Origin of the sequence: Streptomyces chromofuscus (assembly GCF_015160875.1) — a bacterium.
GTDB lineage: Bacteria > Actinomycetota > Actinomycetes > Streptomycetales > Streptomycetaceae > Streptomyces > Streptomyces chromofuscus.
Genome location: NZ_CP063374.1, coordinates 1,589,944 through 1,616,827 on the forward strand (window position 1 = coordinate 1,589,944; position 26,884 = coordinate 1,616,827).

27 protein-coding genes are annotated in these 26,884 nt (G+C 70.6%); 2 read left to right on the forward strand and 25 right to left on the reverse strand.

The window, feature by feature from the left end:
* Positions 1–27 precede the first annotated feature (27 nt).
* From IPT68_RS07195 to IPT68_RS07270, 16 genes are all read right to left on the reverse strand, one after another.
* Complete coding sequence (locus IPT68_RS07195) at positions 28–648, reverse strand: GTP-binding protein (protein ID WP_189699422.1); 621 nt, start codon at positions 646–648, stop codon at positions 28–30.
* On the reverse strand, positions 629–1,075 hold the full coding sequence (locus IPT68_RS07200; RefSeq protein ID WP_189699423.1) for a DUF742 domain-containing protein: 447 nt from the start codon (positions 1,073–1,075) through the stop codon (positions 629–631). Before IPT68_RS07200 ends, IPT68_RS07195 begins: the two co-directional genes overlap by 20 nt.
* Entirely contained in the window at positions 1,072–1,479 is a 408-nt protein-coding gene (locus tag IPT68_RS07205; RefSeq protein WP_189699588.1) for a roadblock/LC7 domain-containing protein, read from the reverse strand. Before IPT68_RS07205 ends, IPT68_RS07200 begins: the two co-directional genes overlap by 4 nt.
* Positions 1,476–3,077, reverse strand: a complete 1,602-nt coding sequence (locus tag IPT68_RS07210) for a sensor histidine kinase (protein ID WP_189699424.1) — start codon at positions 3,075–3,077, stop codon at positions 1,476–1,478. The genes IPT68_RS07205 and IPT68_RS07210 overlap by 4 nt, the downstream gene beginning before the upstream one ends.
* 389 nt (positions 3,078–3,466) lie before the next feature.
* Positions 3,467–6,316: a DEAD/DEAH box helicase gene (locus IPT68_RS07215; RefSeq protein ID WP_189699425.1), complete on the reverse strand. Its 2,850-nt coding sequence runs from the start codon at positions 6,314–6,316 to the stop codon at positions 3,467–3,469.
* Between the two features lie 40 nt (positions 6,317–6,356).
* Positions 6,357–7,247: a diacylglycerol kinase gene (locus IPT68_RS07220; protein ID WP_189699426.1), complete on the reverse strand. Its 891-nt coding sequence runs from the start codon at positions 7,245–7,247 to the stop codon at positions 6,357–6,359.
* 58 nt (positions 7,248–7,305) lie between these two features.
* Positions 7,306–8,268 (reverse strand): twin-arginine translocase subunit TatC, encoded by a 963-nt coding sequence (gene tatC / locus IPT68_RS07225; RefSeq protein ID WP_189699427.1) that lies wholly within the window; start codon positions 8,266–8,268, stop codon positions 7,306–7,308.
* Between the two features lie 48 nt (positions 8,269–8,316).
* Positions 8,317–8,604, reverse strand: a complete 288-nt coding sequence (tatA, locus tag IPT68_RS07230) for a Sec-independent protein translocase subunit TatA (protein ID WP_189699428.1) — start codon at positions 8,602–8,604, stop codon at positions 8,317–8,319.
* Between the two features lie 260 nt (positions 8,605–8,864).
* Entirely contained in the window at positions 8,865–9,059 is a 195-nt protein-coding gene (locus tag IPT68_RS07235) for a hypothetical protein (protein WP_189699429.1), read from the reverse strand.
* A 137-nt stretch (positions 9,060–9,196) separates the two neighbouring features.
* A complete protein-coding gene (locus tag IPT68_RS07240; RefSeq protein ID WP_189699430.1) occupies positions 9,197–9,487 on the reverse strand; it encodes a hypothetical protein in 291 nt (96 codons plus the stop codon).
* Positions 9,484–10,533 (reverse strand): helix-turn-helix transcriptional regulator, encoded by a 1,050-nt coding sequence (locus tag IPT68_RS07245; protein ID WP_189699431.1) that lies wholly within the window; start codon positions 10,531–10,533, stop codon positions 9,484–9,486. The genes IPT68_RS07240 and IPT68_RS07245 overlap by 4 nt, the downstream gene beginning before the upstream one ends.
* A 19-nt stretch (positions 10,534–10,552) precedes the next feature.
* A complete protein-coding gene (locus tag IPT68_RS07250) occupies positions 10,553–11,506 on the reverse strand; it encodes a helix-turn-helix transcriptional regulator (protein WP_189699432.1) in 954 nt (317 codons plus the stop codon).
* Positions 11,507–11,634: 128 nt separating this feature from the next.
* Positions 11,635–12,006, reverse strand: coding sequence for an FKBP-type peptidyl-prolyl cis-trans isomerase (locus IPT68_RS07255; RefSeq protein ID WP_019754140.1), 372 nt, complete (start codon positions 12,004–12,006; stop codon positions 11,635–11,637).
* 61 nt (positions 12,007–12,067) lie between these two features.
* Positions 12,068–13,069, reverse strand: coding sequence for an FKBP-type peptidyl-prolyl cis-trans isomerase (locus IPT68_RS07260; RefSeq protein ID WP_189699433.1), 1,002 nt, complete (start codon positions 13,067–13,069; stop codon positions 12,068–12,070).
* 125 nt (positions 13,070–13,194) lie between these two features.
* Positions 13,195–14,556 (reverse strand): Pup--protein ligase, encoded by a 1,362-nt coding sequence (gene pafA, locus IPT68_RS07265; RefSeq protein ID WP_189699434.1) that lies wholly within the window; start codon positions 14,554–14,556, stop codon positions 13,195–13,197.
* A 9-nt stretch (positions 14,557–14,565) separates the two neighbouring features.
* Positions 14,566–15,825 carry an MFS transporter gene (locus tag IPT68_RS07270; protein ID WP_189699435.1) on the reverse strand — a complete coding sequence of 420 codons (1,260 nt, stop codon included), beginning with the start codon at positions 15,823–15,825 and terminating at the stop codon, positions 14,566–14,568.
* A 116-nt stretch (positions 15,826–15,941) separates the two neighbouring features.
* Between IPT68_RS07270 and IPT68_RS07275 the strand changes: the two genes are divergently transcribed.
* The gene (locus IPT68_RS07275) at positions 15,942–16,952 is read left to right on the forward strand and encodes a LacI family DNA-binding transcriptional regulator (RefSeq protein ID WP_189699436.1); all 1,011 of its coding nucleotides are present in this window, start codon (positions 15,942–15,944) and stop codon (positions 16,950–16,952) included.
* A 69-nt stretch (positions 16,953–17,021) separates the two neighbouring features.
* Here the strand turns inward: IPT68_RS07275 and prcA are convergent, their stop codons facing one another.
* The 6 genes from prcA to arc all read right to left on the reverse strand — a co-directional run bounded on the left by prcA (position 17,022) and on the right by arc (position 22,870).
* On the reverse strand, positions 17,022–17,771 hold the full coding sequence (gene prcA, locus IPT68_RS07280) for a proteasome subunit alpha (RefSeq protein WP_189699437.1): 750 nt from the start codon (positions 17,769–17,771) through the stop codon (positions 17,022–17,024).
* Between the two features lie 61 nt (positions 17,772–17,832).
* A complete protein-coding gene (gene prcB, locus IPT68_RS07285) occupies positions 17,833–18,678 on the reverse strand; it encodes a proteasome subunit beta (RefSeq protein ID WP_189699438.1) in 846 nt (281 codons plus the stop codon).
* A complete protein-coding gene (locus IPT68_RS07290) occupies positions 18,630–18,893 on the reverse strand; it encodes an endonuclease domain-containing protein (RefSeq protein WP_189699439.1) in 264 nt (87 codons plus the stop codon). Before IPT68_RS07290 ends, prcB begins: the two co-directional genes overlap by 49 nt.
* Positions 18,894–18,957: 64 nt before the next feature.
* Positions 18,958–19,176, reverse strand: coding sequence for a ubiquitin-like protein Pup (locus IPT68_RS07295; protein WP_189699440.1), 219 nt, complete (start codon positions 19,174–19,176; stop codon positions 18,958–18,960).
* Positions 19,177–19,356: 180 nt separating this feature from the next.
* The gene (dop, locus tag IPT68_RS07300; RefSeq protein ID WP_373300643.1) at positions 19,357–20,868 is read right to left on the reverse strand and encodes a depupylase/deamidase Dop; all 1,512 of its coding nucleotides are present in this window, start codon (positions 20,866–20,868) and stop codon (positions 19,357–19,359) included.
* Positions 20,869–21,103: 235 nt separating this feature from the next.
* A complete protein-coding gene (arc, locus tag IPT68_RS07305) occupies positions 21,104–22,870 on the reverse strand; it encodes a proteasome ATPase (RefSeq protein WP_189699441.1) in 1,767 nt (588 codons plus the stop codon).
* 244 nt (positions 22,871–23,114) lie between these two features.
* Between arc and IPT68_RS07310 the strand changes: the two genes are divergently transcribed.
* The gene (locus IPT68_RS07310; RefSeq protein WP_189699442.1) at positions 23,115–23,420 is read left to right on the forward strand and encodes a ferredoxin; all 306 of its coding nucleotides are present in this window, start codon (positions 23,115–23,117) and stop codon (positions 23,418–23,420) included.
* 58 nt (positions 23,421–23,478) lie between these two features.
* Here IPT68_RS07310 and IPT68_RS07315 read toward each other — a convergent pair whose 3' ends face one another.
* From IPT68_RS07315 to IPT68_RS07325, 3 genes are all read right to left on the reverse strand, one after another.
* Positions 23,479–24,048 (reverse strand): hypothetical protein, encoded by a 570-nt coding sequence (locus IPT68_RS07315; RefSeq protein WP_189699443.1) that lies wholly within the window; start codon positions 24,046–24,048, stop codon positions 23,479–23,481.
* 220 nt (positions 24,049–24,268) lie between these two features.
* Positions 24,269–25,171: a tRNA (adenine-N1)-methyltransferase gene (locus tag IPT68_RS07320; protein WP_189699444.1), complete on the reverse strand. Its 903-nt coding sequence runs from the start codon at positions 25,169–25,171 to the stop codon at positions 24,269–24,271.
* Positions 25,172–25,209: 38 nt separating this feature from the next.
* A complete protein-coding gene (locus IPT68_RS07325) occupies positions 25,210–26,859 on the reverse strand; it encodes a site-2 protease family protein (protein WP_189699445.1) in 1,650 nt (549 codons plus the stop codon).
* Positions 26,860–26,884 lie beyond the last annotated feature (25 nt).

Sequence of the window (26,884 nt, forward strand, 5' to 3'; positions counted from 1 at the left end):
AGATGGACCGCGGCGATGCGGGGCGGGTCAGGTGAGCTGGCCGGTCATGGCGAGGGAGTGCAGGAAGCGCATCAGGGTCATGAGCACCTCCTTGCTGGAGGCGCGGCGACGGGCGTCGCACTCGATGATCGGGATCTCCTCGGACAGATCGAGCGCCGTGCGCAGCTCCGCCAGGGGGTAACGGGGGCCGTCCGGGAAGGTGTTGACGGCGACCACGAAGGGCACGCCGCACTCCTCCAGCCGGCCCATGACGTCGAAACTGACCTCCAGCCGCCGGGTGTCGACCAGGACGACCGCGCCCAGCGCGCCCTCGAACAGCCCGTTCCACAGGAACCAGAAGCGTTCCTGACCGGGCGTGCCGAAGAGGTACAGCACCAGCTGCTCCGTGATGCTGATGCGGCCGAAGTCCATCGCCACGGTGGTGGCCGTCTTGGTGTCGGAGCCGTAGTCGTCGTCGACACCGACGCCGGCCTGCGTCATGGTCTCCTCGGTGGTCAGCGGTTTGATCTCGCTGACCGAGCCGACCATGGTGGTCTTGCCGACCCCGAAGCCGCCCACGATGACGATCTTCACCGCGGCCTGTGCCGTGTGCGGCAGGTGGTCCTCGGTGCGTGGGCCCGGGATGGTGTCAGAGTTTTTGAAGTCCATGCATCACCGCTTCGAGGATGGAACGGTCGGGGAGCGCCTGGCGGACGACGGGGGCGCGCGCCTGCACCAGTTCGGCCGTCAGCATCTCGGTGAGCAGCACGGTGATCACGCTGAACGGCAGACTGAGGTAGGCCGACAGCTCGGCCACGGAGAGCGGGGCGGCGCACAGCCGGAGCACCGCCGCCTGTTCCGGGCTGGTGGACGGCTTCGGCTCGGCGCGCGCCACGATGAGCGTCACCAGGTCGAGGTCCGCGCGGTCCCCGTCCGCCTCACCGATCACGAACAGGCGCTCGGGGTTGGAAGGTTTGCCGTCCTTGCCGTCCGTGCTCTCGTGGCCCGCGCCGGCCTCCCGGGGGACCGGCTGCGGCTGTGGTTGCGGTGGGGGCTCCGGCCTGGCGGAGCGCCGCTTGCGTTGCGGAGGAGTCATACGGCCTTCCCGTTGCGCCTCGGCGGACTGGTCAGGTGGGGACCGATCCGGTCGACCAGGTCGCGCATCTGGGCGCTCATCAGCCCCGGCTCGGCGACGATGTTGGAGAGCACCGCGAGATAGGCGTTGGGTCCCGCGGCCATCAGGTAGAAGTAGCCACCGTTGACCTCGATGAGGACCATGCGCATCTGGCCGTCGCTGGTCGGGATCTCGTCGGCCACGGCGCTCGCCAGGCTCTGGAGTCCGGCGCAGGCCGCGGCGACGCGGTCGGCGGTGTCCGGGTCGCCGCCGTGGCGGGCGATGCGCAGTCCGTCGGCGGAGAGCACCACGATCATCTGGATGCCGGGCACGCCCTTGGCGAGGTCCTGGAGCATCCAGTCGAAGTTCGCTCGGTACGCCATCAGTTGGAGTCCCTCTCGTCGTCGGCCTGGGCTGGGGCCGGCTCGGTGGTCGGCTGGGTGGACGAGGTCGGCTTCGGTCGTTTGAGCCCTTCCATGAACGCCTCGACCCACATCCCGGGCGGGGGCTGGTCCTTGTTCTCGGGCTTGGGCTCCGGGGCGCCCCAGACGGACCGGGGTTCACGTCCCTCCCGTTCGGCGGCCTCCTTCTCGGCGCGCTCCGCGGCGTACTGCTCGCGGATCCGCTGGCTGAGCGGCGTCTTCATCCGGCTGCGGCGCTGCGGCAGACCATTGGCGGTCCACTCGGTGACGACCGGGACGTCGTCCTCCATGGAGACCGAGGCGGGGATCTTCGGGCTGGTGGGACGGCGTCGCTTCGGCGGACGCTTGGGGCCCTCCAGCGCGTCGGGCGAGACGGTGGGCACGGAGGTGGCGCCGATGCCGTGGGCGAGTCCGACGCCGGGCTCGTCGGTCAGCATGTTGCTGGGCACGATGACCACGGCCCGGACCCCGCCGTACGCCGAGGACCGCAGGGCGACCTGCATGTTGTACGCCCGGCACAGCCGGCCGACGACGGCGAGGCCGAGGCGCGGGGCGTCACCGAGGTCCTGGAGGTCGACACCGGCCTTGGCGCGCTCCAGCATGCCCTCGATCCGCAGCCGGGCCTCCTCGCTGAAGCTGACGCCGGCGTCCTCGATCTCGATGGCGATGCCGGTCTGCACCCGGACGGCGGTGACGTGCACCTTGGTGCTCGGCGGCGAGTAGCGGGTGGCGTTGTCGAAGAGCTCGGCGCAGGCGTGGATGACGGGCTCGACGTAGATGCCCTTGACGCTGATGCGGCAGATGTTGTCCAGCTTGATGCGCCGGTACTCCAGGATGCGCGACATGGCGCCGCGCAGCGTGCTGTACAGCGACACCGGCAGGGGCCACTGGCGTCCGGGTCGGCCGCCGCCGAGGACGGAGATGGAGTCGGCGAGCCGGCCGATCAGCGCGTTGCCGTGGTCGATGCGCAACAGGTCGTCGAAGACCTCGGGGTTGCGGCCGTGGTCCTCCTCCATCTCCCGCAGTTCGTTGGCCTGCTGGTGGACGATCGCCTGCACGCGCCGGGCGATGGTGACGAAGGAGCTCGCGGCGGAGTCACGCAGGGCTTCCTCGTGGTCCACGATGCGCATCAGCTTCTTCAGCAGCTGGCGCTGCGGGTCCGGCATGTCCCGGAAGGCCGGGTCGACCAGGCTGAGCTGGCGGATCACCTCGACGGCGGTGACACCACCGGCCATGCGCCGCAGCGCGGTCGGCACGATCTCCTCGCCGAAGCGGGCCCAGGTCTCGTGGTGGTCGGCGATCCGCTGCTCCAGACCGGCGCTGTGCCGGCGGTGTTCGACCTGTGCGTCGCGCAGCGCGCGGCCGCGGCGCACCGCTTCGGCCGCGGTGGCGGTCACCAGGAGCGTGGCGACGGCGCCGCACACGCCGACCGCGATCCGGGCCGAGGGCGTCACCAGGGCGACGGCGGCTCCGGTCGCCGCGGCCATCAGTATCGCCGGGAGCAACAGCACGCGCGCGTAGGGAAGTTCACGGCGTGCGGGTGGAGATTGAACACTCACCATGTGGGCCCTCTGAAAGCAGTCGGCGGGGAGTCGGGGGAGCTTGTGGGGGTATGCGTCATGGGACTGTTGGGATCATCAGGATTTTTGGAACAAGCGCACGAATACACCGCAACTCGGTGCGCTGCGGGCGAGCTTAGTCCGACCGGATCATCGCCGTGTCATATTCAGCAACCGCCTGAAACGGCCCCCGCAACAGGAGTACGCTCAACCTCATTTACACGCACGGGTCACACTCGAACACCCTGCGTGACGGCGGGCGGGCATGCGAAAACGACTCACCGTGATGAGTGAATGACCGGTCGCTCAGGGACCGGCGGGGCGGCAACGCCCCTCAAGGTGCGGGGAACTGCGCGCCCAGCGACAGTCCACCCGCACCCGCCGAGAAACCCTCACCCCACCGACGAGTAGGCGACGACCCCCCGCAGCAGCCCCTCGACGGCCTTGCGCGAACTCTTCACGACCGTCGACCCCTCGGGCGCGGCCGCCGAGATCTGCCCCAGCACGTCGATGACCTGCTTGCACCACCGCACGAAGTCCCCCGCCGGCATCTCCGCCTCTCGCAGCACCTCGTCGAGCCCCTTGCCGGAGGCCCACATGTACGCGGCCCAGGCGAACCCGAGGTCGGGCTCCCGCTGCCCCACACCCTCGGTCTGGGTGATCCGGAACTCCTCCTCCAGCGCGTCCAGCCGCCCCCAGATGCGCACCATCTCACCGAGCGCGGCCTTGGCCTGGCCGGAGGGCAGCTTCGGCGCCATCGCGTCGTCGGAGACCCGCGCCTCGAACACCAACGCCGAAACGCACGCGGCGAGTTCCGCCGGAGACAGCCCCTCCCAGACGCCCTCGCGCAGACACTCGCTGGCGAGCAGGTCCAGTTCGCCGTACAGCCGGGCCAGGCGCTTGCCGTGCTCGGTGACCTCGTCACCGCGCAGATAGTCCAGCTCGGTCAGCAGCGCGACGATCCGGTCGAACGTCCGGGCGATCGTGTTCGTACGCCCTTCGATCCGCCGCTCCAGCTGCGAGGTGTCCCGCATCAGCCGGTGGTAGCGCTCGGCCCAACGGGCGTGGTCCTCCCGGTCGTTGCACCCGTGACACGGGTGCGCCCGGAGCGCGGCCCGCAGCCGCGCGATCTCCCGGTCGTCCGCGGCCTGCGACCGCCGCTTGCGCTGCCGCTCCGGCGGGATGTGCCCGGCCTTGCTGCGCAACGCCGACGCCAGGTCCCGCCGGGACTGCGGTGAGCGGGCATTGAAGGACTTCGGGATGCGCATCCGCTCCAGCGCCTCCACCGGCACCGGGAAGTCGATCGACGCCAGCCGCTTGACCTGCCGCTCCGCGGTCAGCACCAACGGCCGCGGTCCGTCGTGGTGTTCGAAGCCCCGGTGCCCGTTGGACCGTCCGGCCGGCAGCCCCGGATCGAGCACCAGCGCCAGCCCGGCGTACTTCCCGCTCGGCACGTGGATGACGTCACCGGGCCGCAGCTTCTCCAGCGCGACGGCCGCCTCCGCCCGTCGCTGCACGGCGCCCTGCCGCGCCAGCTCGGTCTCGCGGTCCTTCAGTTCGCGCCGCAGCCGCGCGTACTCCTCGAAGTCCCCGAGGTGGCAGGTCATCGACTCCTTGTAGCCGGCGAGCCCTTCCTCGTTGCGCTGCACCTGCCGGGAGATCCCGACGACCGACTTGTCGGCCTGGAACTGCGCGAACGAGGTCTCCAGCAGCTCCCGCGACCGGTGCCGCCCGAACTGCTCGACCAGATTGACCGCCATGTTGTACGACGGCTTGAAGCTGGACCGCAGCGGATACGTCCGCGTCCCCGCCAGTCCCGCCAGGGCCTCCGGGTTCATGCCGCGCTGCCACAGCACCACGGCGTGCCCCTCGATGTCGATGCCGCGCCGTCCCGCACGCCCCGTCAACTGGGTGTACTCGCCCGGGGTGATGTCGGCGTGCTGCTCGCCGTTCCACTTGACGAGCTTCTCCAGCACCACCGACCGCGCGGGCATGTTGATGCCCAGGGCCAGCGTCTCGGTGGCGAAGACGGCCTTCACCAGCCCGCGGACGAACAGCTCCTCGACGACCTCCTTGAAGGTCGGCAGCATGCCCGCGTGGTGGGCGGCGATGCCGCGCTCCAGGCCCTCCAGCCACTCGTAGTACCCGAGCACGTGCAGGTCCTCGGGCGGAATCGAGGCCGTGCGCTCCTCCACCAGCGCCCGGACCTGCTCCCGCGCCTCCTCGTCGTTCAGCCGCAGTCCGGCGTACAGGCACTGCTGGACGGCGGCCTCGCAGGCGGCCCGGCTGAAGATGAACGTGATCGCGGGCAGCAGACCTTCCGCGTCCAGCCGTTCTATGACCTCCGGCCGGCTCGGCGTCCACACCCGCGACCGCTGCCGCCGCTCCCGCTCCCGGTCGGCCTCGCGCATGGCGCGGCCCCGTCTGCGGTCCTGGTACGACGGCCGGCTGGCCTCCATGCGGGCCATGCGCGTGAGGTCGGGGTTCACGGCCTTCTTGTGGCCCTCGCCCTCCTCGAACAGGTCGTACATCCGGCGCCCGGCGAGCACGTGCTGGAACAGCGGCACCGGCCGGTGCTCGGAGACGATCACCTCGGTGTCGCCCCGGACGGTGTCGAGCCAGTCGCCGAACTCCTCGGCGTTGGACACGGTCGCGGACAGTGACACGAGGGTCACCGACTCGGGCAGGTGGATGATCACTTCCTCCCACACGGCGCCGCGGAAGCGGTCGGAGAGGTAGTGCACCTCGTCCATGACCACGTAGCCGAGGCCGAGGAGGGTCTGTGAGCCCGCGTAGAGCATGTTCCGCAGCACCTCGGTGGTCATCACGACCACCGGGGCGTCGGAATTGACGCTGTTGTCGCCGGTGAGCAGGCCGACCTTCCCACTGCCGTAGCGCCGGCAGAGGTCGTTGTACTTCTGGTTCGACAGCGCCTTGATGGGTGTCGTGTAGAAGCACTTCCGGCCCTGTTGCAGGGCGAGGTGAACCGCGAACTCGCCCACGATCGTCTTGCCGGAACCGGTGGGCGCGGCGACCAGCACCCCCTTGCCCGCTTCGAGCGCCTGGCAGGCCTCGATCTGGAAGGGGTCGAGGCCGAAGTCGTACATCTCGCGGAAGGACGCGAGCGCGGTGGCCTGCTCGGCGGCGCGCCGCCGCGCCGCCGCGTACCGCTCGGCCGGGGAGAGGTCCTCAGTCATCGTGCTTTCGAGCGTACCGGGCCGCACTGACAACAGGACGATCATTATCCGGATCCGATGCTTCGAATCCGGCGATAGCCGCAGCTCAGCGGCCCACGACCCGCACCGCCCGGGGCACGCAGCGCACGCTCGCCGGCAGCGGCCCCAGCGGCTCCCCGTCGGCGTAGGCGGTGACCCCGTCCGCCGCCAGCTCGACCCGCGCCGCCCGGTAGACGCTGACCTGCGGATGGTCGACGTGCCGGCCCCGGTACACCGTCGGGAACACCCGCAGCAGCGTCCTGCGGCTGCAGTCCCCCACCACCGTGACGTCGAACAGTCCGTCGCCGAGGTCCGCGCCCGGGCATATGCGCATGCCGCCGCCGTACGACGAGCCGTTCCCGACCGCCACGAGGGTCGCCTCGATCTCCCGGACCTCGCCGTCGTCGAGGGTGAGCCGGTACGGGAACGGGCGGAACGCGGCCAGTTCGGCGATCATCGCGAGGTCGTACTTGAGGCGGCCGGCCGGCAGCCGCATCCGGTTGCCCCGGTCGTTGACGCGCGAGTCGAAGCCGGAGGCGAGGACCGTGCCGAACCAGCGGTCCCCGACCCGGCCGAGGTCGATGTCCCGCACCCCCTCTCCCTTCAGACCCGCGGCGATCGTGCGGCCCGCCGCGGCCGGGTCGCGCACGGGCAGGCCGAGGGCGCGGGCGAAGTCGTTGCCGGTGCCGACGGCGACCAGGCCGAGCGGGGTGTCCGTACCGGCGACGGCCTGGAGGGCGAGGTGGGCGATGCCGTCGCCGCCGACGGCGACGAGCGCGCCGGTGCCGTCCGCGACGGCGGCACGCGCGCGTGCCAGTGCGTCACCGGCGTCCCGCCCGACGACCGTACGCACCGAGAAGCCGGCCTCCCGCAAAGCGGAAGCGGCCGGCTGCGCCGCGTGGGCGCCCCGGCCGCGGCCCGCGGTGGGGTTGACGAAGAGGGTGATCTCGCTGGTCACGCCAGAGACCCTACGAGGTGCCCGGCGATCTTCGGATCACGCCGTGATAACCGTTGGCTCAGGTCACGTCGTCGTACCCGTTGACCCGCTCCTTGCCCGACTGCTCGGGCAGGGCACGGCTCGCGCTGACGGTCTCCACCTCGCCGATGTCCTCCGGAGTCAGGTCCAGCTCCGAGGCCTCGTCGTCGGCGGGGCCCAGGGCCTCGCGGCGGCGCCGACGCCGGTCGTTGAGGAGGGAGACGACCACGGCGCCGAAGTACAGGATCCAGATGGGTCCGGCCAGCGCCAGCATGGTCAGCGGGTCGGTGCTGGGCGTGGCGATCGCCGCGAACACCGTGATACCCATGATCATCGCCCGCCACCAGCCGAGCATCCGCTTGCCGGAGATGGCGCCGGTGAAGTTGAGCATGACCAGCAGCAGCGGCAGCTCGAAGGAGAGGCCGAAGACGAGCACCATGCGGGTGACGAGGTCGAGCAGGTCGTCGAGCGGCAGCAGGTTGTCCACGCCGAACGGCGTGAACTCGATCAGCACGTTCGCGGTGGTGGGCAGCACCTTGTAGGCGAAGAAGGCGCCGCCGAGGAAGAGCGGGAAGCCGGTGCCGACGAAGGCGTAGGCGTACTTCTTCTCGTGCCGGTGCAGGCCGGGGGCGACGAAGGCCCACAGCTGGTAGAGCCAGACCGGCGAGGCCAGCACGACGCCGGCCATCAGGGACACCTTCAGCGCCAGCGTGAACGGCGCGAGCAGACCGTTGATGGTGATCTGGGCGCACGGCTCGGTGCTCTCGGCCGAGTCGGCCGACGCCCTGGCCAGTTCCTCGAACGACTGCGAGCAGCCGACCGAATCGAGGATCGGCTCGGTGAAGAAGTTGATGATGTCGTTGTAGAAGAAGGCGGCGACGACCGTGACGCCGACGATGGCCAGCAATGCCTTCGCGAGCCGGTTGCGGAGCTCACGCAGGTGCTCCGCGAGGGGCATCCGCCCCTCCGGATCCTTCTCCTTCTTGCGGGCAGGCTTCAGCAACCCACGTTCCCATCTCGTGCGGCAGGCCGGGGTCTCACCGGCCCTGCGTCAGCGCTTGGTCGTGTCCGTCGGTTCATTGACCGGGCGGGAGCTGGACACGTCGCCGGGCGCGGCCTGGATGATGCGCTGAGCCGGGGGCTGCTGCTCGTCGGTGTGCGGCGGGTCGGCCGGGGCGGACGACTTGTTGTCGTCCTTCATCGCCTTGGCCTCGCTCTTGAGAATGCGGGCGGACTTGCCGAGCGAGCGGGCCATGTCCGGAAGCTTCTTCGCGCCGAACAGCAGGATGATGACGACGAGGATGAGAATGATCTCGGGGGCTCCGAGCCTTCCGAACATAAGTCTTTACCTTCTCACCGAGGCGGGTGGCTGGGGTGCTGTCCGACTGGTCGGACAAGTGTCCGAACGGTCGCGCTGACAGCGATCGTAACGCTCGGGGGTGAACGTGAGGCAATCCCCGTGCGTACTCCCGGTCCACGGCCCGGGCCTCGTTTTCCGGGCCGCGATCAGCAGCGTACCTTCCGCCTGGGGGAAGTTGACAGGGCGAAGCGACCCAAAGGCACATCAAGCGCAGGAATCACAGAGCGGCAGAGGACGACTCACAGCGCGTCCACAGACCGCGCCGTGCTCACCGCCGCCCGTTCCAGATCCTCCGCGGCCCGGCTGATACGGCGCGCGGACTCCGACACCTGCCTGCCGAGGCGCTGGGCCTCCACGAACACCCGGACGGCGAGCACGCCGAGAACGGCGATTCCCAGAAAACCCACGGCTACCGCGAACATCGGCCAGAACATGCCCCTGAGCCTAGGGCCTGGGGTGCGTCCCCTGTGCACAGGGTGAGACAGCCTGGAGCACACCCGCGCCGCGGGATCCCGGCCCGCCCCACGCGGCAGCGCGACGCCCCGCCACACGGGTAGCCGCGCCCCAGCTCCTACAGAGTCGAGTGCAGCCGCAGGGTCCGGACCCCGCCCCCGGTGAGCAGCTCGACGATCCGCTCCCCCGCCGGCTTGCGGACGGACACGCCGCACTCGGGGCAGGTGAAGGAGTAGAACGTCGTACGGCTCGTGGCGCCGATGGCCAGGCGCAGGGCGCTCGCGGCGAGCTCGAAGCGGCCCCGGCAGTCCGGGCAGCCGGCCCGGAACACCACGGGCGTCACGCCCGTCATCCCCGCGAACGCGGACGCCACCGTCATCTCCCGCACCCCGGACGCCGACTCGCTCACAGTGTCTGCTCCTGCCTGTCGTGTCCGTCGGGGCCCGGGACGACCGTCCCGGTCACCTCCGCCTCGATCCCGTCGTACGCCGCCAGCGCCTCGCGGGCCGCCTGCCGGGCGCTGTCCGCCAGCTCGCGCGGGGCGACGATCCGCCCGTCGCGGCCGAGGCGCAGGGCGAGGCGGCGCAGCGACGCCGGGTCGGGTGTGCGCAGGGTGATGCGCAGCCCGCCGTCCGGAAGCTCTTCCGCACTGTCGTGCGGGTAGTATTCGGCGACCCAGCGACCGCCGGGACCGACCTCGACGACGACCTCCGGGTCCTCGGCCGCGGGCTGCACCAGCCCTTCGGACAGGTCCCGCAGCTCGATCTCGGGCGGGGCGGACGGCTCGTCGAGGACCTTGATCTCGGCGACCCGGTCGAGCCGGAAGGTGCGGCGCGCCTCGGAGCGGCGGCACCAGGCCTCGACGTAGGTGTGCCCGACGCTGACCAGGCGGATCGGGTCGACCTCGCGTTCGGTGACCTCGTCGCGGGCCGGTGAGTAGTAGCGGATCCACAGCCGGCGGCGTTCCGAGATCGCCCGGTCGACGTCGGCGAAGACGCCGCCCTCGGACTCGAAGGTCACCGACAGCCGGGAGCTGGCGCCGGCCGCCTCGCCGGCCGCGGCCTCCACCTTGGCGGTGGCGCGCAGCAACGCCTGCCGGTCGCTTTCGCGCAGCCCGGGCAGGGTGGACACGGCCCGCGCGGCGACCAGCAGGGCGGTCGCCTCGTCGGCGGCGAGGCGCAGCGGCTCGGCCGCCTCCGCCCCCAGGGCGGCGGGGTTGTGCCACCAGATGCGCTCGCCGTCGGTGTCGATGTCGAGCAGGTCGCCGCCGCGGAAGCTGGTGCCGCACATCGGCAGCACGTCGAGGTCGGAGACCAGCTCGTCCTCCGTGATGCCGAACGCGCGGGCGACGTCCTCCACCCGGGCGCCGGGGCGCTCCCTGAGATACGTCACCAGGGAGAGCATCCGCCGGGTCTGGTCGATGGCGTTCGCGGGCCTTGTCGGTTTGCCGGCCACTGTCTTCTTCCGCTCCCCCTCAGCCCTTGGCCACGGCACGCAGCCGGTCCACCACGTCGGCCCGCAGCTCCGCGGGCTCCAGGACCACCACGTCCGGCCCGAACTCCACCAGCCAGGCGTCCAGCCCGTGGCCGTACGGAATCTCCAACTCGTCCCAGCCGCCGCCGAGTTCCCGGACGGCGGTGGCCTTCGCCCGCAGGGGGTACCCGGCGCCGGAGCGCAGCCGGATCCGCGCGCTGCGGTCGGCGGTCTCCCCGGCCCACCCGGCGACGGTCTCCCGCACGGTGACCACGTCGGGGACGGGCGCGGTGTACCGGCCGCTGCGGCTGCGCACCCTGCCGGTGATCCGGGACAGCCGGAAGACGCGCTCGGCGCGGCGGTCGCGGTCCCAGCCGGCGAGGTACCAGTGGCCGCGCCAGCACTCCAGCGCCCACGGCTCCACCTGTCGGGTCTCGGGCTGGGCGGCGTTGGCCTTGCGGTACTCGAAGGCGACCGGGCGGCGGTCGCGGCAGGCCAGCATCAGCGGCTCGAAGGCGGCCTCGTGCACCGGAATACGCGGCTCCAGGGCGCCGTGGGCCTCGTAGGGGTCGACGTCCTCGGGGAGGCCGGCGGCCCGCAGCTTCTGCAGGGCGCCGCTGGCCGCGCCGGCGAGCCGGGCCTGCTGCCAGACCTTCGCCGCCAGGCCCAGGGCCGCGGCCTCCTCGGCGTCCAGGGTGATGGGCGGGAGACGGTTGCTGTCGCGGCGGGCGAGGTAGCCGACCTCACCGTCGAGGTTCTCCACGGTCTCGATGACCAGCCCGAGCTCGCGCAGGTCGTCCTTGTCCCGCTCGAACATCCGGTTGAAGGAGTCGTCGCTGCCCGCTTCGAGATAGGCCTCGATGGATTCTCGAAGCTCGCGCTTGCTGAGCGGACGGCGCGTTCCCAGCAGACACAGCGCCAGGTTCATCAGCCGCTCGGCCTTGGCAATGGCCATCGACGCCCTTCGCCTCCCTTTGGTGCTCCCGACCGATGACCGTACCGCTCCGCGGGGCCGTGGCAAAAGCCGAGGGCCCACGCCCGAACAGGCATGGGCCCCAGGTGATCGGCTCCGGTCGGTCCCGCTCAGACGCCGAGCAGGTCGACCACGAAGATCAGCGTCTCGCCGGGCTTGATCGCCGGGGTCGGGCTCTGGTTGCCGTAGGCGAGGTGCGCGGGGATGGTCAGCTGGCGGCGGCCGCCGACCTTCATGCCCTGCACGCCCTGGTCCCAGCCCTTGATGACGCGGCCGCCGCCGAGCGGGAAGCGGAACGGCGTGCCCCGGTTCCAGCTGGCGTCGAACTCCTCGCCCGTGCTGAAGGCGACACCGACGTAGTGCACGGTGACCGTCTGGCCGGCCTGCGCCACCGGGCCGTCGCCTTCCCAGATGTCCTTGATCTCGAGGTCCGCCGGGGGCTCGCCGCCCGGGAAGTCGATCTCGGGCTTGTCGATGCTCACGTCTTCTGCTCCTGCTTGTCTGTGGAAAGGGCGAACACGCACAGTCTTACACTTTCGGCGATCACATCTTCGCCAGGATGTCGACCGAGAAGACGAGCGTGGAGTCCTTCTCGATGCCGCTGCCCTGCGGCGGGTTGTCGCCGTACCCGAGCTCCGGCGGGATGACGATCAGGACGCGGCTGCCGACCTTCTTGCCGGTCAGGCCCTGTGCCCAGCCCTTGACGACCTGCTGGAGGGAGAACGACGTCAGCGCCTTGCGGCTGTACGAGGAGTCGAACTCCTTGCCGGTGTCCCAGAGCACGCCCTTGTACTGCACGAGCACGGTGCTGTCGGCGCCGACCTCCTCGCCGTCGCCCTCGATGACGTAGTTCGCCACCAGATCGGTCGGGGCGTCGGTGCCGGGGATCTCGATGGAGGGCGCCTTGCCGTCGGTGTTGGTGCCGACCTTGGGCAGGTTCGCGTCGTCCTGCGGGACGTCGGTGCCCTTGGCGGAGCTGTTGGCGTTGTACGTGCCCTCGATGTCGACGACGAAGACGAGCGTGTCGGTGCCCTTGATGCCCGCCTGGGCGTTGCCCTGCTGGCCGTAGCCCAAGGTGGGCGGCACGGCCATCTGGACGCGGCTGCCGGTCTTCTTGCCGGTCAGCGCGTAGCGCCAGCCGTCGATGATGCTGCCCTGGCTGAGCTGGATGAGCAGCGGAGTCCCGCGGTCGTAGGAGTTGTCGAACACCTTCGCGGTGGCCCAGATCTGGCCCAGGTAGTTGGCCACGATGTAGTCGTTCTCCGCGACCGTACGGCCGCCGCCCGCGATGACGGTCTTCACGGCCAGGTCCTTCGACGGCTCGCCGCTGCCCTTGGCCACCGTGGGCTTCTCGCCGAACTTGACGCCCGCGGTGATCGCGGGCAGCGGGCCGTCGACGATCTTCGGCGCCGGCGAGGCGGAGGCGGCGGGGTCCGAGGGCGACGCGGTGTCGCTGGCCTTGCCGGAGTCGGATCCTTCGTCGCCGCATGCGGCGAGCGTGACCAGTCCGGCGGGAACGGCGATGAGGAGTGAGCGTCGGCGCACGGTGAGGGCCTCGTAATCGGTCGATCTTGATTGATGGCGTGCGCGCAACTCTACGGCGTGAGAAGGCGCCGTACGGGAAACGTACGGCGCCCGTGTGGCGTTCCGCTTCACTCGAAACGCATGGCTCACATACCGGCGATCAGTTTCTCCACCCGGTCGTCCACCGAACGGAACGGGTCCTTGCACAGGACCGTGCGCTGGGCCTGGTCGTTGAGCTTGAGGTGGACCCAGTCCACGGTGAAGTCCCGGCGCTGTTCCTGCGCCCGCCGGATGAAGTCGCCGCGCAGCCGGGCCCGAGTGGTCTGCGGCGGGACCGACTTGCCCTCGAAGATCTTCAAGTCGTTGCAGATCCGGGCGGCTTGGCCCTTTTTCTCCAGCAGGTAGTACAGGCCCCGGCGGCGGTGGATGTCGTGGTAGGCGAGGTCTATCTGGGCGACCCGCGGATGCGACATGGTCATGTTGTGCTTGGCCCGGTACCGCTCGATGAGCTTGTACTTCATGACCCAGTCGATCTCGGTGTCGATCCGGTCCAGGTCCTCGGCCTCGATCGCGTCGAGCGCCCGGCCCCACAGCTCCAGCACCTGCTCCACGACGCCGGTGCGGATGCCGCGCCGCTCGCAGAAGTCGACGGCCTTCTCGAAGTACTCGCGCTGCACCTCCAGCGCCGAGGCCTCCCGGCCGCTCGCCAGGCGCACCTTGCGCCGGCCCGTTATGTCGTGGCTGACCTCGCGGATCGCCCGGATGGGGTTCTCCAGGGTGAGGTCGCGCATCACCGTGCCCGCCTCGATCATGCGCAGCACCAGGTCGGTGGCGCCGACCTTGAGCAGCATGGTCGTCTCGGACATGTTCGAGTCGCCGACGATGACGTGCAGCCTGCGGTAGCGCTCGGCGTCCGCGTGCGGTTCGTCGCGGGTGTTGATGATGGGCCGGGAGCGGGTCGTCGCCGAGGAGACGCCCTCCCAGATGTGCTCGGCGCGCTGGCTGACGCAGTAGACGGCGCCGCGCGGTGTCTGCAGCACCTTGCCCGCGCCGCACAGCAGCTGCCGGGTGACCAGGAACGGGATGAGGATGTCCGCGAGCCGGGAGAACTCCCCGTGCCGGGCCACCAGATAGTTCTCGTGGCAGCCGTAGGAGTTGCCGGCGGAGTCGGTGTTGTTCTTGAAGAGGTAGACGTCGCCCGCGATTCCCTCCTCGTGCAGGCGTCGTTCCGCGTCCACCAGGAGGCCTTCGAGAATGCGCTCTCCGGCCTTGTCGTGGGTGACCAGCTCGATCACGTTGTCACATTCGGGTGTCGCGTATTCCGGGTGGGAGCCCACATCGAGATACAGGCGGGCGCCGTTCCGCAGAAACACATTGCTGCTGCGGCCCCATGACACGACACGGCGGAAGAGGTACCGCGCCACCTCGTCAGGCGACAGACGGCGCTGTCCCCTGAACGTGCACGTGACGCCGTACTCGTTCTCCAGCCCGAAAATGCGGCGGTCCATGACTGAACATTACGCCCGATCCCCTGAACTGAAACGGGGTTCGGCAGCACGATTTGGATCATTTTCCGATGAAGCCGCAACGACCGCTGTTCTGGCGGGAGCTGCCAGTACCCGCCCCGTGGCCAGCAGAACCAGCAGCGACACGGCCCCCGCCGCGCTCGGCACGGCGAAGCCCCACAGGGCCCCGCCCCGCTCGACGACCGGCCCCGCCAGCCCCGTTCCGACGGACGCGCCCACGGTGAACGTCGTCACAAGCCAGGAGAACGCCTCGGTGACGGTCCCTCGCGGAGCGTGCCGGTCGACGATGACGAACGCGCATGCGATGGCGGGTGCGAGGAAGACACCGGCCAGCGCGGTCAGGGCCGTCATCGCCACCGGCCCCGGCATCAGCGTCGGCGGCAGATAACAGACCGCCAGAAGTGCGACCAGCACCCGAAGTCGCCGCTCGGGTGCGCCGGCCCACTGCCGCGCCCCGTAGCCGACGCCCCCGACCAGCGCGCCGAGCCCCAGGGCCGCCAGCAGCCAGCCGTACACCGCGTCACCGCCGCGGTCGTCCGCGTAGGACACGGCGGCGACGGTGATGGAGCCCAGCGCGACGCCCACGAACAGGAACGCCGCCAGCAGGGCGAGCAGTCCCGGCGAGCGCAGCGCGCCCAGCCAGTGGGCCTCGCGCGGCGCCGACCGCCAGGCCCGCGACGGCGGCGACAGGACCACGGAGAGCGCGCCGAGGACCCCGACGACGTTCAGCACCAGCAGCGCGGCCTGCGCCGACCACAGCGACACGCAGAGCGTCACCAGCAGCGGCCCGACCGTGAACATCACCTCCTGCGCCACCGCGTCCATGGCGTACGCCGTGTGCACCTGGTCCTCCCGGCGCAGCACCGACGGCCACAGGGCGCGCAGACCGCCCTCCAGGGGCGGCGTGAACAGTCCGGCGGCGGCGACCGCTGCGTAGGAGAGCGCCGGCGCCTCGGTGCCGCTGAAGGCGAAGACGGCCATGGCGAGCGCCGACAGCACCGCCGCGGGCAGCTGGACCCGCGGCTGACCGTGCAGGTCGACCAGCCGTCCGAGCAGGGGCTGACCTGCCGCGTTGGCGACTCCGTAGACGGCCGCCAGGGCCCCGGCCAGGCTGTAGGAGCCGCCCTCGGCGCGGACGAACAGCACGATCGCGATCGCGGCGGTGGCGTTGGGCAGCCGCCCCACGAGCGTGCCGGTGAGCAGTCTCGCGGCGTGTCTCGTCCTGAGGATCTCCGCGTATCCCGCGGCCATGTCCTGCCCCTCCGCCGAAGAAGTTTTACGTATAACGTCCACTGCCATACGTACCATGTGCGCTGTTCACCCGTCCAGGCGGAGCCCGGACCCCATACGACGAAGGAGCAGCCCGAGTGGCACGATCCGGCACCCGCCCCACCAGCCGGGACGTCGCCGAGGCCGCCGGGGTCTCGCAGGCCGCCGTCTCCCTCGTGCTGGGCGGGAAGTGGCGCGGCCGCGTCTCCGAGGCGACCGCCGAACGGGTCCGGGAGGCCGCCCGCGACCTGGGCTACCGCCCCAACCTGGCCGCCCGCAACCTGCGCCTCGGACGCACGCGCACGGTCCTGCTGGTGGTCCCCGCCCTCACCACGGAGTTCTTCGGGGGCGTCTACACCGGCGCCGCGCGGGTCGCCGCCGAGCACGGCTTCGGCGTGGTGCTCTACCCCTCCCCCGAGGGCGTCGGGCCCGCCCGTGACCCCTTCGCGTCCGCCCAGGCAGCCCTGGACGGCGTCATCGCGTCCTCCATGGCCGCCGATGCCCTCACGGCCATCCGCGGCGACCAGCTGCCGCTGGTGATGCTCGACAGCGACCCGGCGGGCAGCCTGGGCGCGGCGACGGTCAACCTGGACATCGCCGACGGCGTCCGCCAGGTGGCCGAGCATCTGCTGGGCCTTGGCCACCGCCGCTTCCTGCACCTGGCGGCCGACGTCCCCTCCTGGACCTTCGAGGTGCGCGCCTGGGAGCTCGCCGCGCGCGTGGGGGCCGTGCCGGGCACGACCGTGCACACGGCGCGCGCGCCCATGTCCATCGACGGCGCCCTGAGCGCCGCCGAGGCCGCGCTCGGGCGCCACCGGGCCACCGCGGTCGTCTGCGACGACGACAAGCTCGCGGCCGGCGTGTACAAGGCCGTCCGGCGCCTCGGCCTGCGCGTCCCCGACGACGTCTCCGTCACCGGCCTCGACGACCTCGCCCTGGCCACCGCGCTCGACCCGGAGCTGACGACCGTGCGTCTGGACGCCGAGCTGTTCGGGGAGCGTGGCATGCGGGCCCTGCTGGCGGTCCTGGAGGGCCGGGAGCCGGACCGCGGTGACATCCCGGTCGAACTGGTCGTACGGGCCTCCACGGCGCCGCCACCGGCGCCCTGAACGGCGGATGCCCCGGCCGTCGACGGCCGGGGCATCCGGAGAGGAGTCGGTGGGCGTCGGGCGGTGGGCCTACTCGTCCTCGGTGGTCTCGTCCTCGGCGTCCGTGGCGGACGACGCGCCGTCCGCGTCCAGCAGCCGGGCGAGCTGGCGGCCGGTGATCCGCTTGAACTTGCGCTTCTGCGGGCGCGTCCGGTCCAGCACCGCCACCTCGAGGCGCTCGGCGGGGATCTCCCGCTGGCTGCCGTTGGTGTCACGGGACAGGGCCTGCACGGCCAGCTTCAGCGCCTCGGCGAGGGTCATGCCGTCCTGGTGGCGCTGGTCCAGGTAGCTGCTGATCTGCTCGGCGTTGCCGCCGACCGCGACCGAGCCGTGCTCGTCCACGATCGAGCCGTCGTGCGGCAGCCGGTAGATCTGGTCTCCCTCGGGCGTCTCCCCCACCTCGGCGACGACCAGCTCCACCTCGTAGGGCTTCTCGGCCGCGCTGGAGAAGATCGTGCCCAGCGTCTGGGCGTAGACGTTGGCGAGGCCGCGGGCGGTCACGTCGTCGCGGTCGTAGGTGTAACCGCGCAGGTCGGCGTAGCGGACGCCACCGATGCGGAGGTTTTCGTACTCGTTGTACTTGCCGGCGGCGGCGAAGCCGATCCGGTCGTAGATCTCGCTGAACTTGTGCAGCGCGCGGGACGGGTTCTCACCGACGAACACGATGCCGTCGGCGTACTGCAGCACGACCAGGCTGCGGCCCCGGGCGATGCCCTTGCGGGCGTACTCCGCCCGGTCGGCCATCGCCTGCTGAGGTGAGACATAGAACGGCGTCGACACCGGTTATCCGTCCCTTTCTGTCGAAGTCACTGGATCACCCTCGTTCAATGACGGCCGCCGGCTACAGCAGCGCGGCCCGCGGGCCGTCGGGCTGCTCCAGCCGCCGCTCGAGGATCGAGCGGGCGATCTCGGAGGCCTCGTCCTCGGTGAGCCGGCGGAAGCCGTCCTCGGTGATCACGGTGACGATCGGGTAGATCCGGCGGGCGACATCGGGACCGCCGGTCGCCGAGTCGTCGTCTGCCGCGTCGTACAGGGCCTGCACCACGAGGGTCGTGGCCTGGTCCTCGGTCAGGTCGGCCCGGAAGAGCTTCTTCATGGCGCCGCGCGCGAAGATCGAGCCGGAGCCCGTGGCCGCGTAGCCCTGCTCCTCGGAGCGGCCGCCCGTCACGTCGTAGGAGAAGATGCGGCCCTTGCCGCGGTCCACGTCGTAACCGGCGAACAGGGGCACCACGGCCAGGCCCTGCATGGCCATGCCGAGGTTGGAGCGGATCATCGTCGACAGCCGGTTCGCCTTGCCCTCCAGGGACAGCTGGGCGCCCTCGACCTTCTCGAAGTGCTCCAGCTCCAGCTGGAAGAGCTTGACCATCTCGACGGCCAGACCAGCCGTGCCGGCGATGCCGACGGCCGAGTACTCGTCCGCCGGGAAGACCTTCTCGATGTCCCGCTGCGCGATGACGTTGCCCATGGTGGCGCGGCGGTCACCGGCCAGCACCACGCCGCCGGGGAACGTCGCGGCCACGATCGTGGTGCCGTGCGGCGCCTCGATCACGCCCTGGGTCGGCGGCAGTTGCCGCTTGCCGGGCAGCAGCTCGGGCTGGTGCTCGGCCAGGAAGTCCATGAAGGAGGAGGACCCAGGCGTCAGGAAGGCAGCTGGTAGACGCCCGGTGCTACGAGTGTTGGCTTCCACGCGTTTCCTTCCACATAGTCGGCAGCTCGGTTCGCGGCTTCGGGATCGTCCCTCAACAGGCCGAGGCCGGAGTTGCAGTTGAAGCAAGGTACGCCACGGACCCTACCCGTCCCACGGCAGTGATCCACATGAACGGCGGAAGCCCTCGGTCGAATCACAGCAAGCCGCCGAAGAAGGCTGCGCACGGCCCGGACCCACCGCACCGTGCGCAGCACCTCATCTGCTCGGCCTTGGACGACCCGAACCCCCGCCGGCCTTCGATTCGAAGGATGAGCGCGACTACTGGCCGCCCTTTTGCACGAAGGACCGCACGAAGTCCTCGGCGTTCTCCTCGAGGACGTCGTCGATCTCGTCCAGCACCGAGTCCACGTCGTCCGAGAGCTTCTCGTGCCGCTCCTTGAGGTCCTCCGAAGCCTGCGCCTCTGTCGCCTGCTCCTCGACCTCCTCGCTGCTGCGCGTCGCCTTCTGCTGTCCGCCGCCGGTGTCCTTGGCTGCCATCACCCTCACCCCGCTCGGTTCGCCCGACATCTTCGGCATCCATGCCGATCGGTCATGATCAGACCCTACAAGCCGGGTCTGACAATGGCCCCGCAGTTTCTCCAACGTACGGGGGCCACCTCGATGATTCCCGGGCGCCGGGATTTCCACCCGTGCGCCCGGCCCCGCCCGAGTACCCGCTCAGCCGCCGCTCAGGACCCTGACCAGGTCTTCGGCGGTGCGACAGCGGTCCAGGAGCTCCTTGACGTGATTACGCGTTCCGCGAAGCGGTTCCAGGGTTGGGACGCGCTGCAGGGAGTCCCGGCCGGGCAGATCGAAGATCACCGAGTCCCAGGAGGCGGCGGCCACGTCGTCGGCGTACTGCTCCAGGCAGCGCCCGCGGAAGTACGCGCGCGTGTCCTCCGGCGGCTTGGCCTTCGCCCGCTCGACCTGCTCCTCGGTCAGCAGGCGCTTCATCCGGCCGCGCGAGACCAGCCGGTTGTACAGGCCCTTCTCGGGGCGCACGTCGGCGTACTGCAGGTCGACCAGGTGCAGCCGGGCGGCGTCCCAGTCGAGGCTGTCACGGCGCCGGTAGCCCTCCATCAGCTCGCGCTTGGCGACCCAGTCCAGCTCGCCGGCCAGGCTCATCGGATCGTGCTCCAGCCGGTTGAGGGTGTCCTCCCACCGCTGCAGGACGTCCTTGGTCTGCTCGTCGGCGTCGGCGCCGAAGCGCTCCTCCACGTACTTGCGCGCCAGCTCGTAGTACTCCATCTGCAGCTGGACCGCGGTGAGGGCCCGGCCGCTGCGGAGCGTGACGAGACGCTTCAGCGAGGGGTCGTGCGAGACCTGGTGCAGGGTGCGCACGGGCTGGTCGACGGCCAGGTCGACGGCGATGAAGCCGTCCTCGATCATGGACAGGACCAGGGCCGTGGTGCCCAGCTTCAGGTACGTCGAGATCTCCGACAGGTTCGCGTCGCCGATGATCACGTGCAGCCGGCGGTACTTCTCGGCGTCCGCGTGCGGCTCGTCGCGCGTGTTGATGATCGGGCGCTTCAGCGTGGTCTCCAGGCCGACCTCGACCTCGAAGTAGTCCGCGCGCTGACTCAGCTGGAAGCCGTGCTCGTGCCCGTCCTGGCCGATGCCGACGCGGCCCGCTCCGGCGAAGACCTGACGGGAGACGAAGAAGGGCGTCAGGTGGCGCACGATGTCCGAGAAGGGGGTCTCCCGCTTCATCAGGTAGTTCTCGTGCGTGCCGTAGGACGCGCCCTTGTTGTCGGTGTTGTTCTTGTACAGGTGGATCGGCTGGGCACCGGGCAGCTGGGCGGCCCGCTCGGCGGCCTCGGCCATGATCCGCTCACCGGCCTTGTCCCAGAGGACGGCGTCGCGGGGGTTGGTCACCTCGGGAGCGCTGTACTCGGGGTGCGCGTGGTCGACGTAGAGACGGGCCCCGTTGGTCAGGATGACGTTCGCGAGGCCGATGTCCTCGTCGGTGAGCTGGCTGGCGTCGGCGGCCTCGCGGGCGAGGTCGAAGCCCCGTGCGTCCCGCAGCGGATTCTCCTCCTCGAAGTCCCAGCGGGCCCGGCGGGCCCGGTGCATCGCCGCGGCGTAGGCGTTGACGATCTGGGACGAGGTGAGCATGGCATTGGCGTTCGGGTGGCCGGGGACGGAGATGCCGTACTCCGTCTCGATGCCCATTACTCGCCGTACGGTCATGCGGCCCTCCTTGCCCGGCGGCGCCCTCGGTCGTGGACGCCGCTCAGATACCGCTGGCGCTCGGTTGCGTGTGCGGTGCCCGTCCCCGCACTGCGCGACTCGGCGGTACCGACGAGCCTAGAACGCCTCCGCGCCGGTGGGGAGATCATTTGCGTCATTAGCCTTGCTCCAGCCGTGGCCCGAAAAACAGTCGGCTGCGGGTACCCGCTGAGGGCACCCGCAGCCGCCCTGCCTTTTACAGGTACTGACCGGTGTTCGCCACCGTGTCGATGGAGCGTCCGGTGTCCGCGCCCTGCTTTCCGGTGATGAGCGTACGGATGTACACGATCCGCTCGCCCTTCTTTCCGGAGATGCGGGCCCAGTCGTCCGGGTTGGTGGTGTTCGGCAGGTCCTCGTTTTCCTTGAACTCGTCCACGCAGGCCTGAAGGATGTGGGAAACCCGCAGGCCCTTCTGGTTGTGCTCCAGGAAGTCCTTGATCGCCATCTTCTTGGCCCGGCCGACGATGTTCTCGATCATGGCGCCGGAATTGAAGTCCTTGAAGTACAGGACTTCCTTGTCACCATTGGCGTAGGTCACCTCGAGGAAGCGGTTCTCCTCCGATTCGGCGTACATGTGTTCCACAGCGGTCTGGATCATGCTCTGGACCGTCATGGCCTTGTCGCCACCGTGTTCGGTGAGATCGTCGGTGTGCAGCGGAAGGCGCTCGGTGAGGTACTTGCCGAAGATGTCCTTGGCCGCCTCGGCGTCCGGACGCTCGATCTTGATCTTCACGTCGAGCCGGCCGGGGCGCAGGATCGCGGGGTCGATCATGTCCTCACGGTTGGAGGCGCCGATCACGACCACGTTCTGCAGGCCCTCCACACCGTCGATCTCGGCGAGCAGCTGCGGGACGATGGTGTTCTCCACGTCCGAGCTGACACCGGAGCCGCGGGTGCGGAAGAGGGACTCCATCTCGTCGAAGAAGACGATCACGGGGGTGCCCTCGCTGGCCTTCTCCCTGGCCCGCTGGAAGACGAGGCGGATCTGCCGCTCCGTCTCACCGACGTACTTGTTCAGCAGCTCGGGGCCCTTGATGTTCAGGAAGAAGCTCTTGCCCGCGGCCTGGCCGGTGACCTCGGCGACCTTCTTGGCCAGCGAGTTGGCGACGGCCTTGGCGATGAGCGTCTTGCCGCATCCGGGCGGCCCGTAGAGCAGCACCCCCTTGGGCGGGCGCAGTTCGTGCTCCTTGAACAGGTCCGGGTAGAGGTACGGGAGCTCGACCGCGTCCCGGATGGCCTCGATCTGGTTGCCGAGGCCGCCGATGGCCTCGTAGCCGATGTCGGGCACCTCTTCGAGGACGAGTTCCTCGACCTCGCTCTTGGGCACGACCTCGTAGACGTAGCCGGAACGGGGTTCGAGCAGCAGGGCGTCGCCGGGACGGATGGTGACGTCCAGCAGCGGCTCGGCGAGCCGTACCACCCGTTCCTCGTCGGTGTGCCCGAGCACCAGGGCGCGCTCGCCGTCCTCGAGGATCTCCTTGAGGGTGACGATGTCCCCGACGCGCTCGTACTCCATGGCCTCGACCACGTTGAGCGCCTCGTTGAGCATGACTTCCTGGCCGCGCCGCAGGTCCTCGAGTTCGACGCTGGGGCTGACGTTCACACGGAGCTTGCGGCCCCCCGTGAAGATGTCGGCGGTGCCGTCCTCGTTCGCCTGCAGGAAGACACCGAAGCCGGCCGGTGGCTGTGCGAGCCGGTCGACCTCTTCCTTGAGGGCCACGATCTGGTCACGGGCCTCACGGAGCGTGTTGGCGAGTCGCTCGTTCTGTGCGGACACGCCGGCCAGGTTGGTCTGCAGCTCGACGATCCGCTCCTCGAGAATCCTCGTGTGCCGCGGAGAGTCGGCGAGCTTGCGTCGCAGGACGGCGATCTCCTGCTCAAGGTAGGCAATCTGCCCGGCCGGGTCGTCGGACCCGCGTCCCGGGCGGATGCCGCGGTTCATGTCGTCGTCGTGGGCTGCCACGGTCCTCACCTCCTCCAAGGGGAGCTGGACGCTTCCAGACCCTACCTGGGTGGGTGTCGATTGAAACCCCTAGATCACAAAGACTGTCGGGGTGTGTCCGATCTTCACCCTTGCGCTCTCCCTCACGCCAGGGGAATACCCAGCGAACGAGAGACGAAAGCGAGCGAAGGTAGGGTCGAAGTGTTCAACACCCGTCATAGCTGGCCGGATTCCCGTGCGGCCGGGCGGGCAGACGGCAGGAGAGGTGACCGTGCAGCAGGAGGCCGGAGTCGACGGCGAGGCGCTGGAGGTCTGGATCGACCAGGATCTCTGTACCGGCGACGGCATCTGCGCCCAGTACGCGCCGGAGGTGTTCGAGCTGGACATCGACGGTCTGGCCTACGTGAAGAGCGCGGACGACGAGTTGTTGCAGGCCCGGGGGGCCACAACGCCCGTACCGCTGCCGCTCCTCACGGAGGTGATCGACTCGGCGAAGGAGTGTCCTGGCGAGTGCATCCACGTACGTCGGGTTTCGGACAGCGCCGAGGTCTACGGTCCGGACGCAGAGTGACCCGATCTTCACGGCGTGTTACGACTGTCTGATTTCTCACATGTCCGGCTCGCGCGCGTCAGACGCTCCGGGCCCCGGCCGGTGAGGAGCGGACGAACGCACCGTTCCGCCACTGCCACTTCGCCCCCTCCTCCACGTCCGGGCAGCAGGTCGGGACGTCGGAGGAGGAGTAGCCGAGCAGGGTCGCGAGGACGGCTCCCTCGCGAACGGCGAAGTCGCTGACGGTGAACCGGTCCTTGGGGTCGACGAGCGTGGCCACCACACGCGGCTCGGTCCCGTCGTCGCTGTGGGTGAGGACGTAGACGCCGTCGGGTGGCGTGCTGATGCCGGCGTCGCAGTGCACCACGGCGACCGTTTCCGGCCGCCCGTCGCCGTCGAGGTCGCCGGACGCCTGCTTCTCCACCACGGCCTTCACGGGGCCGCATTCCAGGGGGAAGTCGACGCCCTCGACGGCGGGCGGTGCGACGGCCGGAGGCGTCGGACGGCCCGGCTCCTGGGCGGCGGTCGCCGAGTCCGGCGGCAACAGCGAGGACAGGGCGACGACACCGGCGACAGCCGTGGCGGTGGCGACCCAGTGGATGGGGCGCGTGTGCGTGTGCGCCAGTTCCGGGACGGCGGAGTGCTGCACTAGGAGTGTCTCCCGTGAGGGCTGTGCCGGTGGGGGTGGCCAGCATGGTGCCACACGTCACAGTGTTGGGGAACGGCGGGGGTCGGCCCGTGTGGGAGCGGGGTCCTGGCGGTACGTCAACGCGGCGGCGCCGTGGCCCCGTTCCCGGCGTACTGCGGGAACTCGGCCACGGCGCCATGACGTTGTACGGGGCAGGCGGGCGGTCAGTGGCTCCAGCCGCTCAGCGGCCGATGCCTCCGTCGGCGTTGGGACCGGCGTAGTCCTCGCCGTAGGCGCCCTTGGCGGGGCGGCGGCGCCGCATGGGCGGCTCGACGCCGTCGGCGAGGCGGCGGGCGGTGAGGAGGAAGCCGGTGTGGCCGATCATCCGGTGGTCCGGGCGGACGGCCAGGCCCTCGATGTGCCAGTTGCGGATCATCGTCTCCCAGGCGGTCGGCTCGTTGAAGCAGCCGATCTCGCGGATGGACTCGACGGTCCGGGCGAGCTGGGTGGTGGTGGCGACGTAGCAGCACAGGATGCCGCCGGGCACGAGCGCCTTGGAGACGGCCTCCAGGCACTCCCAGGGGGCGAGCATGTCGAGGATGACGCGGTCGACGTCGGTGTCGGACAGGTTGTCCTGCAGGTCTCCGACGGTGAGCTGCCAGGCCGGGTGCGGGCCGCCGAAGTAGCGCTCCACGTTGGCCTGGGCGATCTCGGCGAAGTCCGCGCGGCGCTCGTAGCTGTGCAGCATGCCCTGGTCGCCGATGGCCCGCAGCAGGAAGCTGCTGAGCGAGCCGGAGCCGACGCCGGCCTCCACGACGCGCGCGCCGGGGAAGATGTCGGCGAACGCCAGGATCTGCCCCGCGTCCTTGGGGTAGACGACGGCTGCCCCGCGGGGCATGGACAGGACGTAGTCGGGGAGCAGGGGGCGCAGCGCGAGGTAGGCGACGTTTCCGGTGGTGCGGACAACGCTGCCCTCGGGAGCGCCGATCAGCTCGTCGTGCGGGAAGGAACCCTTGTGGGTGTGGAAGTTCTTCCCGGCCTCGAGCGTGAACGTGTAGTGGCGGCCCTTGGGGTCGGTCAGCTGTACCTGGTCCCCGACCTTGAAGGGCCCGCGCCTGCGGGCGGCACCGGTCGGTTCGGACATGTGACCAGCCTACCGGCGTTTGCCGGGGCCGCCGACCACTACGAAGGCCGGGCCATGGCCTTCACGAAGGCCCGCTCCACGTCCGCGGCGGACAGCACGCCGTAGATCTCGCCGGTGTCCTCGACCACCAGGTACTCGGTGGCGGGGGTGGCCCGGAGCACCTCCAGGAGGTCCTCGCCGGCCAACTCGGCCGAGACGCGCATGCCGTCGGTGAGGTCCTGGGCGAGACCGCTGACCGCGACCCAGGGACGGCGGTGTTCCGGTACGCCGACGATGGCGGCCTCGCGGACCAGGGACACGGGGTTGCCCTCGGCGTCGACGACGACCAGGGCGCGGGCGCCGGCGGCGTTGGCGCGGCGCAGGGCCTCCGAGAGGGGGGTGTCGCTCTGCACCGGGACCGCGCGCCGGGTCAGCGTGCGGGCGTGCAGCTCGGGGAGGTGCTCGCGCAGCCGGGCGACGCGCAGGCTGTTGCCGGCGCCGGTCCAGATGATCGCGGCGAGGATGGCGGCCAGCAGGGCGTCCATGACGGTGTCCATGCCGACGTTGTCCACGGCGTCCCGGCCGAGCGCGCCGGACTGGGTGAGCAGCGGCAGACCGATCAGGACGGAGACGGCGAGGGCGCGGCCGACCCAGGCGGCGGCGACCGTGCCGCTCATCGGCTTGCCGGTGATCTTCCAGACGACGGCGCGGAGCATCCGGCCGCCGTCCAGGGGGAGGCCGGGCAGGAGGTTGAAGACGGCCACGATGAGGTTGGAGATCATCAGGCCGGCCAGCAGGACGCCGGGGACGGTGCCGGGCTCGACCGGCTGCAGGGCGAGGTAGAAGAGGCCGGCGAGGACGAGGGAGAGCAGCGGGCCGACGAAGGCGAGGACGAACTCGCGGCCCGGCGTCTCGGCCTCCTTCTCGATCTCGGAGACCCCGCCGAAGAACTGGAGCTGAATACGGCGGACCGGGAGCTTGTAGCGCAGGGCGGCCACGGTGTGGGCCAGCTCGTGCACGAGCACCGAGGCGTAGAAGGCGACGGCGAAGAAGAGGGAGACCAGGTAGCGGGCGGCGCCCAGCTCGGGCAGCACCCGCTCCAGCTGCCCGCCGAAGACCCAGGTGATCAGCGCGGCGACGAGGAACCAGCTGGGGGCCACGTACACGGGCACCCCGAAGAGCCGCCCCATCAACAGCCCACCACGCGGCTCCGGGGCGCGCTGGGGGGCTGCGTCCTTGTCGGGACCGGAGTGGGCGACGGTGCGGTGGGCCGGGTGGGTGGGGGGTGCCGGGTCGTGGAGGTCGGCGGGAGCGGGCCGGTGGGGGTCGGCCGGAGCGGGCCGGTCGGGGTGGGGCCGGTCGTCGCCGACATGCCCGGCCGGCTGCCGGTCGGTGCCGTCGCCGGAGGGCTGACAATGCTCGTCCCGGGGTTCCGCGGTTGCGCCGCCCGGCTTCTCCGTGCCGTCGTGTCCGGCCGGTTCGTCTTCCTGTTGGGTGCCGTCCGCCCCGGGGGCGGACGCGTCGGCGGGGTTCGGGGGTGTGGGTGCCGGGGTTCCGGTCTCGGGGTGTGTGGTCGAGCCGGGGGGTGCCGGACGGGGCGGGTCCGGGCGTGTGGGGTCCGTGGCCGGGGCCGTCCGCCCTGACTCGCGCCGTTCCGACTCGTCGGTGCCCGGCCGCCGCGGCTGCCCGCTCCCGCCGCTCTCGTCCACGGTGTCCCCTCGTTCTCAGCGTCTC